Here is a 16,338-nt window from a genome sequence, read left to right on the forward strand (position 1 = left end):
GTGCCGGAGCTGCCTGAGGTCGAGGTGGTCCGCCGCGGACTGGCCGACCACGTGGTGGGGCGCACCCTGGGGCGAGTGACCCTCACCGGCGCCCGGGTCGCCCGCCGGCACGTCGCCGGACCGGGGGACCTGGCCGACCGCCTCGCCGGGGCCCGGGTCGAGGCCGCCGACCGGCGTGGCAAGTACCTCTGGCTGGTGGTCGTGCCGCCCGCCGACGACCCGCACGCCCTCGTCATCCACCTCGGGATGAGCGGTCAGCTGCTCGTCGAGGACCCGCGGGCGCCGCGCGAGAAGCACCTGCACGCGGTCTTCGACTTCGCCGACGGCGGATCCCAGCTGCGTTTCGTGGACCAGCGCACGTTCGGTGGCCTGGCGCTCACGCCGCTGGTCGCCGACCCGTATGCCGTGGGGCCGGCGCGCGAGGGCGCGGCGGCGGCCCACCCGCACGGCGTCCCCGAACCGGTCGCGCACATCGGCGCCGACCCCCTCGAGCCGGGCTACGACCAGGCGGCGGTCGTGCGCCGGCTCAAGACCCGGCATACCGCCATCAAGCGCGCCCTGCTGGACCAGGGCCTGGTCAGCGGGATCGGCAACATCTACGCCGACGAGGCGCTCTGGCGGGCCAGGGTGAACGGCCGGCGGGAGACGGCGTCCCTCACCAAGCCGGTGCTGGGCCGGGTGCTCGACGAGGCGGCCGCCGTGATGCGCTCGGCGCTGGACCAGGGCGGCACCAGCTTCGACGCGCTCTACGTGAACGTCAACGGGGCCAGCGGCTACTTCGACCGCTCGCTGAACGCCTACGGGCAGACCGGACGGCCCTGCCCGCGGTGCGGCACCCCGATCCGGCGCGAGGAGTTCATGAACCGGTCCTCGCACTACTGCCCGCGCTGCCAGCGGAAACGGTAGTCGTCGACCGCTCGCTACACGGTGGCCGCCATAGGCATGGAGGTATGTTCACACCGGTCGAGCGCGAGCAGCTGCGCAAGGAGCTGATCGAGACTCGCGTGAGCGATTGATCCGCTGCGCGGCAACACCGTGAGCTGTTGGTGGTCGGCCTCGCCGAGGCGGTCGAACTGCTCGGCAGCGACATCGGTCGCTCGATGCGTGACTACCAATCCTTGGTACCATAGCGGTATGGCCCAGAACACGTCGATCAGCCTGGATGACCACTTCACGGATTTCCTCTCCCGTGCGGTCTCGTCCGGGCGCTACCGGTCCGCGAGCGAGGTCGTCCGTGCCGGTCTCCGGCTGCTGGAGGACCAGGAGACGCAGCTGGCCGCGCTTCGCGAGGCCCTCATCGCCGGCGAGGAGAGTGGAGCGGCGCAGCCCTTCGACTTCGACGCCTTCATCGCGGCGAAGAAGTCGTGAGTCGGTACCGGCTCACTCCGGCTGCGCAGCGCGACCTCTCCTCGATCTGGGACTACACGGAGGAGCGCTGGGACGTCCGCCAGGCGGAGACATACGTGACCGAGATCAGAGCCGCGATTGAGCGCGTCGCGGCTGACCCCGGCCGTGGGAGGGCCTGCGAAGAGATCCGGGAGGGCTACCGCCGGTACAGCATCGGCAGCCACCTGCTCTTCTACGTCGAGAGCGCCGACGGCGTGGACGTGATCCGGATCCTGCACCAGCGGATGGACCCGGCACGACATCTGTGAGGCAGGCGGGCTGCCCTTGGTCCGCCGACGGCCCGGTGAGTCAGTGGAAGGTTGCCCACGCTTGGACACGGATGGACAGCGGCAACGGTAGCCGGGTGTGCACCGAGTACTTCGAGGAGGGTTCTCGTGCCGGAGTTGACTATCCGACCGTCGATCGGTGCCGATGAGTACCCGGCGTTGGTGGCGATCTGGCGCAGTGCGGTCGACGCAACTCACGGCTTCGTGCACGAATCCCACCGCGACGAGATCGAGGCGCATCTGGCGTCGGAGTACCTCCCATCCGTCGCCCTCTCCGTCGCGGAGATCGGCGGTCTGCCGGTGGGGTTCGCCGGCACACTCGACGGCAACCTGGAGATGCTGTTCGTGGATGCCGCGCGGCGCGGTGATGGGATCGGGTCCGCGCTCCTGGCCCACGTCGTCCGACATCAGGACGTGTCCCGGGTTGACGTCAACGAGCAGAATGCGGCGGCGGTCGCCTTCTACGGCCGCCGCGGCTTCGTGGTCGCGGGTCGGAGCGAGGTCGATGAAGCGGGCCGGCCGTATCCGCTGCTCCATCTGCGTCTCTCCCAGGCGCAGCCGTCGGCCTCCACGGCCTCCACGGCCGCCACGCCGAGACGCAGGTAAGACCGACGGGCGATCTTCGGGCTTTACGCCTAAGGTAATCGTCACATCAGCACTTTATGACTGCTAGCCTCGTCATAGGTGACGGGAGTGTTTCATGGCTGGATACCGCATCGACCGAGAACTCACCGAGTTCGGCGAGCACGTGCGCGGCTGGCGTATGGTGCTCGGTCTGACAGCGCAGCAGGTGTCCGAGCGTGCCGGGATCACCCGGGACACCCTGCGCAAGATCGAGACCGGTGACCCGAGCGTGGGCTTCGGGAACGTCGCGCAGGTGCTGCGCGCCCTCGGTGTTCTCGATCAGGTGGTCACGGCCGTCGACCCGCTCGGCAGCGACATCGGCCGGCTACGCGCAGGCAACCTCGCGAAGAAGCGCGCGCGATGACCACGGTTGAGGTCCTCGTCGACGAAGCGGACAGCCTCTCGCCCGCGCAGGCCCGCGAGCGGATGGTGCGCGTGGCCGAATCGGTCGCCGGGTGGCGCGACGCCGCTCGGAGAAACGGCATCCGCGAGCAGGAGGTCACTTTGATGGTCGAGTCCATCGAGACGCGCTTGGACGCGGTGATCGCCACCGCGAGGTCGGCGGAGCCGTGAGCAGGGCGTGAACGTAGCCTCGACACCGTGAACAGCAATGTCGACGTACGGCGGGATGGGGCGACCACTGGAGGGACCCGGTGACCGGCCCCACACCCGGGGATCAGGCGCATCGCGCCCTTGTCTTCGTCCGGGGGCGGGTGCAGGGTGTCGGGTTCCGCTGGTGGACCCGGGCCCGGGCCCTGGAGCTCGGGCTGGTCGGGCATGCCCGCAACATGCCCGACGGGAGGGTCGAGGTGTGTGCCCAGGGCGAGGCGGACCAGATCGAGGCCCTCGTGGACCTGCTGAAGGAGACCCCGAGCCGGCACCGGCGCCCCGGACGGGTGGACTCCGTCGTGGTGCAGTGGCACGAGCCGCGCGAGGACCTGACGGGGTTCGCCGAGCGCTGAGCCTGGCGCCGGCGCCACGGAGGTGTCGGCAAGCAGTGGCCAGCCTGACCAGAAAGCCGGTTCCCCGCCGGTACAGTGACGCAGAGTCCGCCGCACTAGGAGACGTTGCCCGACGTGTATGTCAAGAGCCTGACCCTCAAGGGATTCAAGTCGTTCGCGTCGGCGACCTCGCTGCGGCTGGAGCCCGGCATCACCTGCATCGTGGGCCCCAACGGGTCGGGCAAGTCCAACGTCGTCGACGCGCTCGCCTGGGTGATGGGGGAGCAGGGGGCCAAGTCGTTGCGCGGCGGCAAGATGGAGGACGTCATCTTCGCCGGGACCTCCGGCCGCGCGCCGTTGGGTCGCGCCGAGGTCACGATGACCATCGACAACACCGACGGCGCCCTCCCGATCGACTACACCGAGGTCACCATCTCGCGGACGATGTTCCGCAACGGTGGCTCGGAGTACGCGATCAACGGCACCTCCTGCCGGCTGCTGGACGTCCAGGAACTGCTCTCCGACTCCGGCATCGGCCGGGAGATGCACGTCATCGTCGGCCAGGGACAGCTCGATGCGGTGCTGCGCGCCACCCCGGAGGAGCGGCGCGGCTTCATCGAGGAGGCCGCCGGGGTGCTCAAGCACCGCAAGCGCAAGGAGAAGGCGCTGCGCAAGCTGGAGACGATGGAGGGCAACCTGACCCGGCTCGGCGACCTGACCTCGGAGATCCGTCGTCAGCTCGGACCGCTGGGCCGGCAGGCCGAGACCGCCCGCCGTGCGGCGACCATCCAGGCCGAGGTCCGCGACGCCCGGTTGCGGATCCTGGCCGACGACCTCGTGCAGCTGACCGCCAACCTCGAGCAGGAACTTGCCGACGAGTCCGCCATGCTGGCGCGCCGGGAGAAGGTCGAGGCCGACCTGAGAGCCGCCCAGGCCGCCGTCGCCGAGCTCGAGCAGGCCTCCGAGCAGCAGCGGCCGCGGCTGACCGAGGCGCAGGACCAGTGGTATGCGCTGTCGGCGCTCGTCGAGCGGCTCGGCGCGACCGGGGACCTGGCCGCCGAACGGGTGCGCCTGCTCAGCAGCGAGGAGGAGGAAGAGGACGCCGCCTCCGGTAGCGGCCGGGACCCCGAGCAGCTGCGCCGCGAGGCCGCCGAGATGCGGACCCAGGAGCAGGCGATCGTGCAGCGGATCGCCGAGGCGGCCCGGGAGCTGGCCACGGCCGAGCAGGAGCGGGCGGACGCCGAGGAGGCCCACCAGGCCGAGCAGCAGCGGCTGGCCAGGCTGGCCCGCGCCGCGGCGGACCGCCGCGAGGGACTGGCCCGGCTCGCTGGGAAGGTCGGTGCCCTGCGCAGCCGGATCGAGGCCGAGGAGGCCGAGATCGGCCGGCTCCGGGACGGCCTGGGCGCCACCGCCGAGCGGGCCAAGGCCGCCGAGCAGGAGTTCGCCGCGCTGGAGGCCACGGTGCTGGACGCCGAGGAGGGGGAGGAAGGGCTGGACCAGGAGCACGAGGCCGCCGAGGCCGCCCGGGCTCGGGCGGCCGAGGACGTCGAGTCCTGGCAGGAGAAGCTGCGCGCCGCGGAGTCCGAGCGGGCCGGCCTGACCGCGCGCTGCGAGGCGTTGGAGCTGAGCCTGAACCGCAAGGACGGTGCCGCCGCGTTGCTGGCCGACGACTCGGTGCGCGGGGTCGTCGGGGCCGTCCCGGGTCTGATCACCGTGCAGGAGGGGTTCCAGACGGCGATCGCCGCGGCCCTCGGGTGGGCCGGGGATGCCCTGGTGATGGAGGACCTCGCCAGCGCCGGGAGCGCCGTCGGGGTGTTGCGGGAGGGCGACCACGGTCGGGCGGCACTCCTCGTCCCGGAGACCGCCCCCACGCAGTCCGGTGCGGCACCGGACACCGAACTTCCGGCGGGTGCCCGCTGGGCGGTCGACCTCGTCGACGTCGACGGGCGGGCCGGATCCGCCGTGGCCGCCCTGCTGCGCGGCGTTGCGGTGGTGCCGGACCAGGCGGCCGCGACGGCCCTCGTCGCCGCGGGGTCGGGACAGCTCACCGCGGTCACCGAGGACGGCGACGTCTACGGCCCCGGCTGGGTCCGCGGGGGCAGCAGCGCCGCACCCAGCCTGATCGAGATCCAGTCGGCGCTGGACGCCGCCCGGGAGAGCCTGGCCCGCGTCGACCAGGACCGGGAGCGGGCCACCTTCGAGCTGCACGGCGCCGGGGCCGCGCTCGTCGAGCAGACCGAACGCGCGGAGTCCGCGCTCGGCCGGCTGCACGAGTCGGACGCCCGGATGGCGGCCGTGAGCGAGAAGCTGGGCCAGCTCGGCACGGTGATGCGCTCCGCCGCCGGGGAGCGAGAGCGGTCCGAGAAGGCCATCGCCTCGGCCGAGCAGGGCGTCGCGCAGCGGCGCGAGGAGCTGGCCGCCCTGGAGGAGCGCCTGGCCGACGCCGAGGCGCAGCCGGATACCGAGGAGCCGGCCACCGACGACCGGGAGCGGCTCGCCATGGAGGCGGCCAGGGCCCGCAGCCGGGAGACCGAGGTGCGGCTGTCGTTGCGCACCCAGGAGGAACGGGTCCGGGCCATCACCGGACGGGCCGAGGCGTTGGAGACGGCCGCCCGCGACGAGATCGCCGCCCGGGAGCGGGCCGCCGCCCGCCGCGAACGCCGCCGCCAGGAGGCGCGCGTGGCCACCGCGGTCCGCAGCGGCGCGGCATACCTGCTCGAGCAGGTGCAGGGGATGGTGGGCCAGGCCGCCGAGCTGAGGGACCGGGCCCGTGCCGAGCAGGCCGAGCGCGAGGCTGGCCTGTCCCAGGCCCGCAGCCGGGTGGGTGTGCTGGGCGAGGAGCTGCGAGACCTGACCGACTCCGTCCACAAGGACGAGGTCGCCCGCGCCGAGCAGCGGCTGCGGATCGAGGCGCTGCAGGCCCGCGCCGTCGAGGAGCTCGGGATCGACCCGGAGGCACTGGTCGAGGAGTTCGGGCCGCACCAGCTGATCCCGCCGGTGCTGACCGAGGAGCAGGCGGCCGAGGCGGACGGCGAGACGCCTGAACCGGTGCCCTTCGTCCGCGAGGTCCAGGAGAAGCGGCTGCGCTCGGCCGAGCGCAAGCTGTCGGCCCTGGGCAGGGTCAACCCGCTGGCGCTGGAGGAGTTCGCGGCGCTGGAGGAGCGGCACAAGTTCCTCACCGAGCAGGTCGAGGACCTGCGGCGGTCCAAGGAGGACCTGCTGGCCATCGTCAAGGAGGTCGACGAGCGGGTGGAGCGGGTCTTCACCGAGGCCTTCCACGACACCGCGGCGCAGTTCGAACGCGTCTTCTCCCGGCTCTTCCCCGGTGGGGAGGGCCGACTCACGCTCACCGACCCGGACAACATGCTGACCACGGGCATCGAGGTCGAGGCGCGCCCGCCCGGCAAGAAGATCAAGCGGCTCTCGCTGCTCTCCGGCGGGGAGCGGTCCCTGACGGCCGTCGCCCTGCTGGTGGCGATCTTCAAGGCCCGGCCGAGCCCCTTCTACATCATGGACGAGGTCGAGGCGGCGCTCGACGACACCAACCTGGGTCGCCTGATCGTGCTCTTCGAGGAGCTGCGCGACTCCAGCCAGCTGATCGTGATCACCCACCAGAAGCGCACCATGGAGGTCGCCGACGCGCTGTATGGCGTGTCCATGAAGGGCGACGGCGTCACCACGGTGGTCTCCCAGCGGCTGCGGGACGTCCAGCCACAGCCCGCCTGACCTGCTCGCGCCCCGGGAGGCATTCCTCGGACACGCCGCGGCGAGCCTTGGTGTGGTTCGTCACATGGGTCACTCTGGTCCCATGGTCGTGTTGGTGATCTCGATGCTGGTGTGTCTCCTGCTGGGAGCCGTGGTCGTCGGGTACGTCGCGATGCAGGCGCGGCGTGACGGGCGCGATGTCCTGACCCCGCAGAGCGAGGAGTTCCTCGCCGGGGTGCGCCGCCGCGGTGACGACCTGCGCGGCCACGCCGAGCAGTTCCGCGGCAGCAAGCTGGCACCTGCCGGCCGCGAGTAGGGCCCGCGCCCACACCACCCTTGGACCGTCCGAGGACCGACGCCCAGCCCGGTAACCCCGAGGACCCCGCCGCCAGCCCTGCCGCGCTGCGCAGGGTCTTGGTGGCGCTCTGCATCACCCAGCTCACCGGATGGGGGATCCTCTACTACGCCTACCCGGTGATGCTCGCCGCGGTGACGGCCGACACCGGGTGGTCGACCAGCACCGCGTTCGGCGCGTTCTCCGCCGGCCTGCTCGCCTCCGCCGTCGCCGCACCGTGGGTGGGCCGGTTGCTGGACCGGGTCGGGCCCCGACCGGTGATGGCCTGGGGATCGGTGCTCGGAGCGGTCTCGCTGGTCGCCGTCGCGCTCGCCCCGGGCCTGCCCTGGTTCGTGCTGGCGTGGGTCGCGGTCGGGCTGGCGCAGTCGGCGGTCCTCTACCCACCGGCGTTCGCCGCGCTGACCCGCTGGTACGGCCCCCGGAGGGTCTCGGCGATCACCACCCTGACCGTGATGGGAGGTCTGGCCGGCACGGTCTTCGCCCCGGTCACCGCGCTCCTGCTGCGCCACCTCAGCTGGCAGGCCACGACCCTGGTCCTGGCGGGCGTGCTCGCCGCCGTGACGATCCCGCTGCACGCCCGCTACCTCAACCTGCCCTGGCCCGCGGCCGGCTCGCGGGGCGAGGAAGGCGGCACCGACGGCTCGACCGGCTACGTCCGTCAGACGGCTACCAGCCGACCCTTCGTCCTCCTGCTGGTGGTGCTCGGGCTCGCCGGGTTCGGCCTGTTCGGGGCGACCCTCAACCTGATCCCGTTCCTGGCCGAGCACGGCGTCAGCAACGAGGTGGCCGCCGTCGTCTTCGGACTGGTCGGGATCGGCCAGTTCGTCGGGCGGTTCGGCTACCCGCGGCTCTCCCGGCGACTGGCGGCGCCGGTGCGGGCCACCCTGGTGCTCGGGGTCGGGGCGCTGATGCTCGCCACGCTGGCCACCGTGCCCGCGGTGCTGGCCGTCGTGGTGGTCGCCACCATCGGCGCGGGCGCCGCCCGGGGCATCTACACGCTGCTGCAGGCCACCAGCGTGAGCGACCGGTGGGGCACCCGCAGCTTCGGCAGCCTCAACGGGATCTCCACCGTCCCGACCACGGCGGCGATGGTCGTGGCCCCGGCGGGAGGCGCCTACCTGGCCGAGCTGGTCGGCAGCTACACCACCGCCTTCTACCTGCTGGCGGCCATGACCGCGCTGGGTGCCCTGATCGCCCTGGGCACCGGACCCAGGGGCCCCGTGACCCCCGTCGGCACCGGCCCGGCGACGGAGTGACCATTCTCACTTCCGCAACGGGGGAATGGATTTGGTGGCGCACCGGGCGGGGAGTCACCCTGGGAACATGATCGTCCTGCTGATCGCCGTCCTGGCCTGCTCCGTGCCCGCGGCCCTCGTCGTGGGCTACGTGGCCGTGGAGGCCCGACGCGACGGACGAGACCTCTTCACGCCCCAGGGGGAGCAGATCCTGGCCGACGTCCGTCGGCGCGGGGACCACCTGCGGGACCGCGGGGAGGCGCTGCGGCAGAAGACCGCCGACGCCGTGTCGCGCCGCTCCGCGTCCTGACGAGGGGCGCACCGGCGCACCCCGCCGGTCTGGGAGACTGTGGGGGTGGACAATCTCTGGGAAATTCTGACCGTCGCCACGGTCATCGCACTGGCCGGACTGGCCCTGCTGGTCGGCCTCGTGCGGGGGCGCGGGCGATCCGGGTCCAAGACCATCGAGCGGCCCACGACGCCGCCCGCGCAGCCGGAGCGCACCCCGGAGGGGCAGCCTCCCGACGGTGAGGGCGACGGCGGCTACGCCGGCGGGACCGGGGTCGGCACGGACGTGCTGGAGCCCCCGGAGACGGTCGAGCCCGAGGTCCTCGAGCCCACGCCGACGCTGGACAGGCCCGCCTCGGCGCGAGGCCGGTTGCAGCGGTTGCGGGCCCGGCTGGCCCGCTCGAACTCCGCCATCGGCTCCGCCCTGCTCGGGCTGCTCTCCCGTGGCGGGCTCGAGGAGGAGGACTGGGAGGACGTCGAGGACACCCTGCTCCAGGCCGACCTGGGGGTCGAGGCCTCCCAGGAGCTGGTCGAGGCGCTGCGCACCCGGGTCAAGGTGGACGGCACCACCGATCCCGACACCGTCCGCGGGTGGCTGCGCGAGGACCTGCTGCGGCTGGTCGACCCGACCATGGACCGCCGGATCGCCGCGTCCCGGGTGGAGGACCGCCCCGCCGTGGTCCTGGTCGTCGGGGTGAACGGCACCGGCAAGACGACGACGGTGGGCAAGCTGGCCCGCGTGCTGGTCGCCGAGGACAAGGACGTCGTGCTGGGCGCCGCCGACACCTTCCGGGCCGCGGCGGCGGACCAGCTGCAGACCTGGGGCGAGCGGGTCGGGGTCCCGACCGTCCGCTCGGACCGGGAGGGTGCCGACCCCGCGTCGGTCGCCTTCGACGCGGTCAGCGCAGCGCAGGAGATGGAGGCCGACGTCGTGCTGGTCGACACCGCCGGCCGGCTGCACAACAAGGTCGGCCTGATGGACGAGCTGGGCAAGGTCAAGCGGGTCATCGAGAAGAAGAGCCCGATCGACGAGGTGCTCCTGGTGCTGGACGCCACCACCGGCCAGAACGGCATGCGCCAGGCCGAGGTCTTCGGGGAGGCCGTGGCCGTCACCGGGATCGTGCTGACCAAGCTGGACGGCACCGCCAAGGGTGGCATCGTGGTCAACGTGCAGCGCAAGCTGGGCGTCCCGGTGAAGCTGGTCGGCCTCGGGGAGGGGCCGGACGATCTGGCCCCGTTCGACCCGCAGGCCTTCGTCGAGGCCATCGTCGACTGAGACAGCAGTTAGCCTTGGGTCGTGTTCAACAGCCTCTCTGACCGCCTGTCCAACACCTTCCGCAACCTCAAGCGGAGGGGGACCCTCTCGGAGTCCGACGTCAACGCCACGGTCCGGGACATCCGCGTGGCGCTGCTCGAGGCGGACGTCGCGCTGCCCGTGGTCAAGCAGTTCACCGGGCGGATCCGGGAGCGGGCCCTCGGGGCGGAGGTCTCCGAGGCGCTCAACCCGGCGCAGCAGGTCGTCAAGATCGTCAACGAGGAACTCGTCGGCATCCTGGGCGGTGCGACCCGGCGGTTGAACCTGGCCAAGAACCCGCCGACCGTGATCATGCTGGCGGGTCTGCAGGGTTCGGGTAAGACCACCCTGGCCGGCAAGCTCGGCTACTGGCTCAAGGAGCAGGGGCACGCCCCGCTGCTCGTGGCCGCCGACCTGCAGCGCCCCAACGCGGTGACCCAGCTGGAGGTCGTGGGGGAGCGGGCCGGCGTGCCGGTCTTCGCCCCGGAGCGCGGGAACGTCTTCGGCCACGACGCGGCCCTGGAGACGGGGGAAGGCACCCGGTCCTTCGGTGACCCGGTCGACGTGGCGGTCGACAGCGTGACCCACGCCCGCGACAAGGGCTACGACATCGTCATCATCGACACCGCCGGCCGGCTCGCGGTCGACGTGGACCTGATGCGCCAGGCGCACGACATCCGGGTGGAGACGGCGGCGCACGAGGTGCTGTTCGTCATCGACGCGATGATCGGCCAGGCCGCGGTGGAGACCGCCAAGGCGTTCGCCGACGGTGTCGGGATCACCGGCACGGTGCTGACCAAGCTCGACGGCGACGCCCGCGGTGGTGCCGCGCTGTCGGTGGCGACGGTGACCGGGGAGCCGATCCTGTTCGCCTCCACCGGTGAGCAGGTCAAGGACTTCGAGATCTTCCACCCGGACCGGATGGCCGGCCGGATCCTGGACATGGGTGACGTGCTCACCCTGATCGAGCAGGCCGAGAAGGCGTTCGACCAGGTGCAGGCCAAGGAGATGGCCCGCAAGTTCATGGCCGCGGAGGACTTCACCTTCGAGGACTTCCTGCAGCAGATGCAGGCGATCAAGAAGATGGGCTCGCTCAAGCAGATGCTCGGGATGATGCCCGGGATGCAGCAGATGCGGGCCCAGCTGGACGCCCTGGACGACCGCGAGTTCGACCGGGTCGAGGCGATGGTCCACTCGATGACGCCGTTCGAGCGCAACCACCCCAAGCAGATCAACGGCTCCCGCCGGGCCCGCATCGCCCGGGGCTCGGGGGTCACCGTCTCGGAGGTCAACCAGCTGCTGGAGCGGTTCGGTCAGGCGCAGAAGATGATGAAGCAGATGAGCAAGGGCGGTGGTATGCCGGGGATGCCCGGGATGCCGGGCATGGGCGGCGGCAAGGGCAAGGGGAAGGGCAAGGCGCCGCAGCGCAAGAAGTCGCGCAGCGGCAACCCCGCCAAGCGGGCGGCCGAGGAGAAGGCGGCCCAGGAGAAGGCACAGGCCTCCCAGGGCAACGCCTTCGGCCTCGGGGCCGGCCAGGGCCAGGACGGGGCGCCGGACATGTCCAACCTACAGCTGCCCAAGGGCTTCGAGAAGTTCCTCGACCAGGGCAAGTAGCGCTCGCCGCGGGGGACCCAGGGACGCGGTTCCCACGCGGGACCGGGCGCCGGTCACCCGGCCCGGCCCACGGCATACGGTGGTGCCCCGACCACTCCCCGAGGAGGACCGTATGGCCAGCAGGACCCACCGCATCGCCGTCATCGCCGGTGACGGCATCGGCACCGAGGTGATGCCCGAGGGCGTCAAGGTGCTGCGCCGTGTCGCGGACAGCTACGACGTCGGGCTGGAGTTCGAGGAGTTCGACTGGTCCTCCGCCGACTACTACGAGCGCACCGGCGCGATGCTGCCGGAGGGGTGGAAGGAGACCCTGTCCGGCTTCGACGCCATCTACTTCGGCGCCGTCGGCTGGCCGGCCGCGATGCCGGATCACGTGTCCCTGTGGGGCAGCCTGCTGCAGTTCCGCCGCGAGTTCGACCAGTACGTCAACCTGCGACCGGTCCGCCTGATGCCGGGCGTGCGCTCCCCGCTGGCGGACAAGGAGCCGGGCGACATCGACATGATGATCGTGCGGGAGAACACCGAGGGCGAGTACTCCAGCGTGGGCGGCCACATGTTCCCCGGCACCGACCGCGAGGTCGTCCTCCAGGAGACGGTGATGACCCGCACCGGGGTGGACCGGGTGCTGCGGTATGCCTACGAGCTCGCCGCGACCCGTCCGCGGAAGAAGCTGACCTCGGCGACCAAGAGCAACGGCATCGCGATCACCATGCCGTTCTGGGACGAACGGGTGCGCGCGGTGGGGCAGGAGTACCCCGACATCGAGGTCGACAGCTACCACATCGACATCCTGACCGCCCGGTTCGTGCTCAGCCCGGAACGCTTCGACGTGGTCGTGGCGAGCAACCTGTTCGGCGACATCCTGTCCGACCTGGGCCCCGCGTGCACCGGCACGATCGGGATCGCGCCCAGCGCCAACATCAACCCCACCCGCCAGCACCCCAGCCTCTTCGAACCCGTCCACGGGTCCGCACCGGACATCGCCGGGCAGGGGATCGCGAACCCGGTCGGTCAGATCTGGTGCGGCGCGATGATGCTCGACCACCTCGGTGAGACCGAGGCGGCGGCCGCGACGGTGCGGGCGGTGGAGGCGGCACTGGAGAGCGGCGTCGCCGACGGCACCGCCACGCCGGACCTCGGCGGGACGGGGACCACCCAGTCCTTCGGCGATGTCGTGGCCCAGGCGGTGGCGCAGGCGTGAGCGGGGCGGGGGTCACCGGCTTCTTCTTCGCCCACCAGGACGACGAGACGCTGCAGGGGGCAGCGGCCGTGGCCAACCAGGTGCAGACCGGCAGGTCGGTCCACCTGGTGTGCCTCACCGACGGCTCGGCCGCCGTGGTGCGCACCCGGGAGCTGGCCGAGATCCTCGGCTACACCCCGACCCGGCAGGAGTTCGCCGAGGCCCGTTGGGCCGAGTTCGACGAGGCGGGCTCCCGGCTGGGGGTGCCCCGGCCGCGACGGCATACCACCGGGATCCCGGACAAGGAGGTCACCGTCGCCGCCGCCCGCGAGGTCATGGAGGCCTTCCTCGGGGAGCATCCCGGCGCCGACCTGGTCGCCCACTCCTTCCTGGACGCGCACCCCGACCACCGCAACATCGGCAAGGCGCTCGACGACCTGCGTGCCGAGGAGGGGGTGTCGGCGCGGTTCTGCTTCTCCCGCCGGTACGACGGGGTGGTCCCCACGCCGCGCCGGTGGCTCGAGCGGGCCGAGGCGCTGGACCCGGCGGTCGTCGCCGAACGGTATGTGACGCTGGACCTGGACCGCCGGTGGTGGTCGGTGGGAGCCCTCAGCTCCGGGGGCTACTTCGACTCCTGGCTGGCCGACCCCTACGCCATCGTGCACCTGGGGTCCGATGCCTTCGGCTCCGCTGAGGAACGGGCGGCGGCCTTCGACTGGGTGGAGAAGCAGGGCGGCTACCGCTAGCCCACGGCCTCCTCGCCGAGCGCGGCGGCGACCGCGTTGCGCCCCGGGATCCCGCTGACCCCGCCGCCGCGCCGGGCGCCGGCGCCGCAGACGAAGACGTTCGGGTATGCCGTCTCGACTCCCCACCGGCCGACGTCCCCGGTGGTCTCCGCGAACGGCCACTGCAGGTCGCCGTGGAAGATGTGGCCGCCGGGCATCCCGACCGAGGACTCGATGTCCAGCGGGCTGCGCACCTCGATCGTCGCCTCGTCGAGCAGACAGTCCTCGATCGGCTCGGCGAGCACGCTGTCGATGGAGGCCAGGGTGGCGGCCAGCGCGCGCTCCCGGGCGCCCTCGGGGTCCTCCCGGAACAGGCGGGCGGGCATGTGCAGGCCGAACAGGGTCAGTGTCTGGGCGCCCGCGGCCACCAGGTCGGGGCCCAGGATCGAGTCGTCGGACAGGCTGTGGCAGTACACCTCGCAGGGCGGCAGGTCCGGGATCTGCCCCGCGCCCGCCTGGGCGCGGGCCGCCTCCAGGGCCTGATAGCCCTCGTTGATGTGGAAGGTCCCCGCGAAGGCCTGCTCCGGGGTGACCGAGTCGTCCCGGAGGGCCGGGAGGCGGGAGAGCAGCATGTTGACCTTCAGCTGGGCGCCCTCGGGGGCCGGGCCCGGCGGGGCCTCGCCCAGCAGACCGGCCAGCACCGACGGTGCGGCGTTGCTGAAGACGAGCCCGGCGGTGATCTCCTCGCCGTCGGCGGTCCGGACGACCGCCTCCGTGCCGTCGGTCGAGATCCCGGTGACCGTGGTAGAGGTGCGGACCTGCGCCCCGGCAGCCTCGGCCGCCGCGAGCAGTCCGTCGGTGACCGCCCCCATCCCGCCGACCGGCACGTCCCAGTCGCCCGTGCCCCGGCCGATCACGTGGTAGAGGAAACAGCGGTTGGCGAGCAGGTCGCGCTCGCGGGCGCCGGCGAAGGTCCCGATGAGGCCGTCGGTGAGCGCGATGCCGCGGACCGTGTCGGAGGTGAACCGGCGCTCGAGTGCCTCCCCGAGCGGACGTTCGAAGACGTCCTCCCACGCGGTGGCCCCGACCAGGGCCCGCACGTCCTCGCGGGAGCGCAGGGGCTGGGTGACGGTCGGGAACAACCGTCGGGCCAGCTCACCGGTCATCCCGTAGAAGTCCTCCCACGCCTGGGCGTCGGGCCCCAGGTCGGCGGCCGTCCTGGCGGGGTCGCCGTTGTCGACGAGGATCCCGCCGTCGCCCACCGGGGTGTAGGAGGAGATCCGGCGGCGGCGCAGGTCCAGTTGCAGCCCCAGCTCGTCGATGATCTGCTGCGGCAGCAGGCTCACCAGGTAGCTGTAGGCCGACAGGCGGGCGTCGTGCGCCGGGAACACCCGGTCCGAGCGGGCCGCGCCCCCGATGTGGTCCGACCGCTCCAGCACCAGCACCGACCGGCCAGCCCGGGCCAGGTAGGCGGCACTGGTCAGCCCGTTGTGGCCGGCCCCGATGACGACAGCATCCACTCGCATGGGGGTCACGCTAGCCCGATATCGTGCCCACACGGCATACCGAGGGAGGAACAGATGGGCGCGCCCGCACTGCACATCCGTGGCCAGGTCCTGGTGGGACCGGAGGAGACCCTCGGGGAGGTCTGGGCCATCGACGGACGGATCAGCCTGACCCCGCCGACGTCCGGCGAGGTCGAGACGATCCAGGGGTGGGCGCTGCCCGGCCTGGTCGACGCGCACTGCCACGTCGGGCTGGAGATCGAGGGGGCGGTGGGACAGGACCGTGCCGAGGAGCACGCGCTCGCCGACCGGGACGCCGGGGCCCTCCTGCTGCGCTCCCCGGGGTCACCGGCGGACACCTCGTGGATGGCGGCCCGGGAGGACATGCCCGTGATGCTCCACGGCGGCACGCACCTGGCCCGCCCGAAGCGGTACCTGCCCCGTTTCGCGCACGAGATCGAGCCCGCGGACCTGGTGGAGTATGCCCGGGCGGAGGCCCGCGCCTCGGACGGCTGGGTGAAGTTCGTGGGGGACTGGATCGACCGGGAGGTCGGCGACCTCGCGCCGCTGTGGCCCGCCGACGTGCTGGCCGAGGCGGTTGCTGCCGTGCACGAGGAGGGGGCCCGGACCACGGCGCACTGCTTCGCCGAGCAGTCGCTCAGGGACTTCGCGGCCGCCGGCACCGACTGCATCGAGCACGCCTGCGGGTTGCAGGAGGACACCATCGCCCGCTTCGCCGAGCAGCAGATCGCGATCGTGCCCACCCTGGTCAACATCGCCAACTTCCCGAAGTTCGCCGACGCGGGGGAGGCCAAGTTCCCGGCCTACGCCGCCCACATGCGGGACCTGCACGCCCGGCGCTACGAGACCGTCGGGTTGGCCCGGGAGGCCGGGGTGCCGGTGTATGTCGGGACGGACGCCGGCGGACAGCTGCCGCACGGGCTGGTGGCCCGGGAGGTCGCGGAACTGACCCGGGCCGGCTTCACCGCGCTCGAGGCGATCGACGCGGCCACCTGGTCGGCCCGACGGTGGCTCGGCCACCCCGGCATCGAGGAGGGCGCACCGGCCGACCTCGTGGTGTACGCCGCGGACCCCCGCGAGGACCTGCGGACCCTCGCCGACCCCCACCGGGTGGTCCTGCGCGGCCGCGCCCACGAATCCTTGGGGCGGCACCGGCACGACGCGGTGTAGGGCCGGTC

At 72.4% G+C, this 16,338-nt stretch carries 17 protein-coding genes; 16 read left to right on the forward strand and 1 reads right to left on the reverse strand.

Annotation, left to right across the window (positions count from 1 at the left end):
- The 15 genes from mutM to FB467_RS09220 all read left to right on the forward strand — a co-directional run bounded on the left by mutM (window position 1) and on the right by FB467_RS09220 (window position 13,655).
- Window positions 1-906, forward strand: a complete 906-nt coding sequence (mutM, locus tag FB467_RS09150; protein ID WP_141784823.1) for a bifunctional DNA-formamidopyrimidine glycosylase/DNA-(apurinic or apyrimidinic site) lyase — start codon at window positions 1-3, stop codon at window positions 904-906.
- A 228-nt stretch (window positions 907-1,134) separates the two neighbouring features.
- The gene (locus tag FB467_RS09155; protein WP_141784824.1) at window positions 1,135-1,368 is read left to right on the forward strand and encodes a type II toxin-antitoxin system ParD family antitoxin; all 234 of its coding nucleotides are present in this window, start codon (window positions 1,135-1,137) and stop codon (window positions 1,366-1,368) included.
- On the forward strand, window positions 1,365-1,655 hold the full coding sequence (locus FB467_RS09160) for a type II toxin-antitoxin system RelE/ParE family toxin (RefSeq protein WP_141784825.1): 291 nt from the start codon (window positions 1,365-1,367) through the stop codon (window positions 1,653-1,655). The genes FB467_RS09155 and FB467_RS09160 overlap by 4 nt, the downstream gene beginning before the upstream one ends.
- 180 nt (window positions 1,656-1,835) lie before the next feature.
- Window positions 1,836-2,279: a GNAT family N-acetyltransferase gene (locus tag FB467_RS09165; protein WP_228393366.1), complete on the forward strand. Its 444-nt coding sequence runs from the start codon at window positions 1,836-1,838 to the stop codon at window positions 2,277-2,279.
- Between the two features lie 94 nt (window positions 2,280-2,373).
- The gene (locus FB467_RS09170) at window positions 2,374-2,661 is read left to right on the forward strand and encodes a helix-turn-helix domain-containing protein (RefSeq protein ID WP_141784827.1); all 288 of its coding nucleotides are present in this window, start codon (window positions 2,374-2,376) and stop codon (window positions 2,659-2,661) included.
- Window positions 2,658-2,870 (forward strand): hypothetical protein, encoded by a 213-nt coding sequence (locus FB467_RS09175; RefSeq protein ID WP_141784828.1) that lies wholly within the window; start codon window positions 2,658-2,660, stop codon window positions 2,868-2,870. Before FB467_RS09170 ends, FB467_RS09175 begins: the two co-directional genes overlap by 4 nt.
- Window positions 2,871-2,950: 80 nt before the next feature.
- Window positions 2,951-3,259 carry an acylphosphatase gene (locus FB467_RS09180; protein WP_141784829.1) on the forward strand — a complete coding sequence of 103 codons (309 nt, stop codon included), beginning with the start codon at window positions 2,951-2,953 and terminating at the stop codon, window positions 3,257-3,259.
- Window positions 3,260-3,373: 114 nt separating this feature from the next.
- Complete coding sequence (gene smc, locus FB467_RS09185) at window positions 3,374-6,964, forward strand: chromosome segregation protein SMC (RefSeq protein WP_194288353.1); 3,591 nt, start codon at window positions 3,374-3,376, stop codon at window positions 6,962-6,964.
- Between the two features lie 82 nt (window positions 6,965-7,046).
- Window positions 7,047-7,259: a hypothetical protein gene (locus FB467_RS09190; RefSeq protein WP_141784830.1), complete on the forward strand. Its 213-nt coding sequence runs from the start codon at window positions 7,047-7,049 to the stop codon at window positions 7,257-7,259.
- A 20-nt stretch (window positions 7,260-7,279) separates the two neighbouring features.
- A complete protein-coding gene (locus FB467_RS09195) occupies window positions 7,280-8,554 on the forward strand; it encodes an MFS transporter (RefSeq protein WP_228393367.1) in 1,275 nt (424 codons plus the stop codon).
- A 67-nt stretch (window positions 8,555-8,621) separates the two neighbouring features.
- Complete coding sequence (locus FB467_RS09200) at window positions 8,622-8,843, forward strand: hypothetical protein (RefSeq protein ID WP_141784831.1); 222 nt, start codon at window positions 8,622-8,624, stop codon at window positions 8,841-8,843.
- 45 nt (window positions 8,844-8,888) lie between these two features.
- Entirely contained in the window at window positions 8,889-10,097 is a 1,209-nt protein-coding gene (gene ftsY / locus FB467_RS09205) for a signal recognition particle-docking protein FtsY (protein WP_425325830.1), read from the forward strand.
- A gap of 21 nt (window positions 10,098-10,118) precedes the next feature.
- Window positions 10,119-11,729 carry a signal recognition particle protein gene (gene ffh / locus FB467_RS09210; protein ID WP_141784833.1) on the forward strand — a complete coding sequence of 537 codons (1,611 nt, stop codon included), beginning with the start codon at window positions 10,119-10,121 and terminating at the stop codon, window positions 11,727-11,729.
- Between the two features lie 112 nt (window positions 11,730-11,841).
- Window positions 11,842-12,930 (forward strand): tartrate dehydrogenase, encoded by a 1,089-nt coding sequence (locus FB467_RS09215; RefSeq protein ID WP_141784834.1) that lies wholly within the window; start codon window positions 11,842-11,844, stop codon window positions 12,928-12,930.
- A complete protein-coding gene (locus FB467_RS09220; protein ID WP_141784835.1) occupies window positions 12,927-13,655 on the forward strand; it encodes a PIG-L deacetylase family protein in 729 nt (242 codons plus the stop codon). Before FB467_RS09215 ends, FB467_RS09220 begins: the two co-directional genes overlap by 4 nt.
- Here FB467_RS09220 and FB467_RS09225 read toward each other — a convergent pair.
- On the reverse strand, window positions 13,652-15,160 hold the full coding sequence (locus tag FB467_RS09225; protein WP_141784836.1) for a phytoene desaturase family protein: 1,509 nt from the start codon (window positions 15,158-15,160) through the stop codon (window positions 13,652-13,654). The two genes, FB467_RS09220 and FB467_RS09225, sit on opposite strands and share 4 nt — an antisense overlap.
- 54 nt (window positions 15,161-15,214) lie before the next feature.
- Between FB467_RS09225 and FB467_RS09230 the strand changes: the two genes are divergently transcribed.
- The gene (locus FB467_RS09230) at window positions 15,215-16,330 is read left to right on the forward strand and encodes an amidohydrolase family protein (protein WP_141784837.1); all 1,116 of its coding nucleotides are present in this window, start codon (window positions 15,215-15,217) and stop codon (window positions 16,328-16,330) included.
- Window positions 16,331-16,338 lie beyond the last annotated feature (8 nt).

Origin of the sequence: Ornithinicoccus hortensis (genome assembly GCF_006716185.1) — a bacterium.
GTDB classification, from domain to species: Bacteria; Actinomycetota; Actinomycetes; order Actinomycetales; family Dermatophilaceae; genus Ornithinicoccus; species Ornithinicoccus hortensis.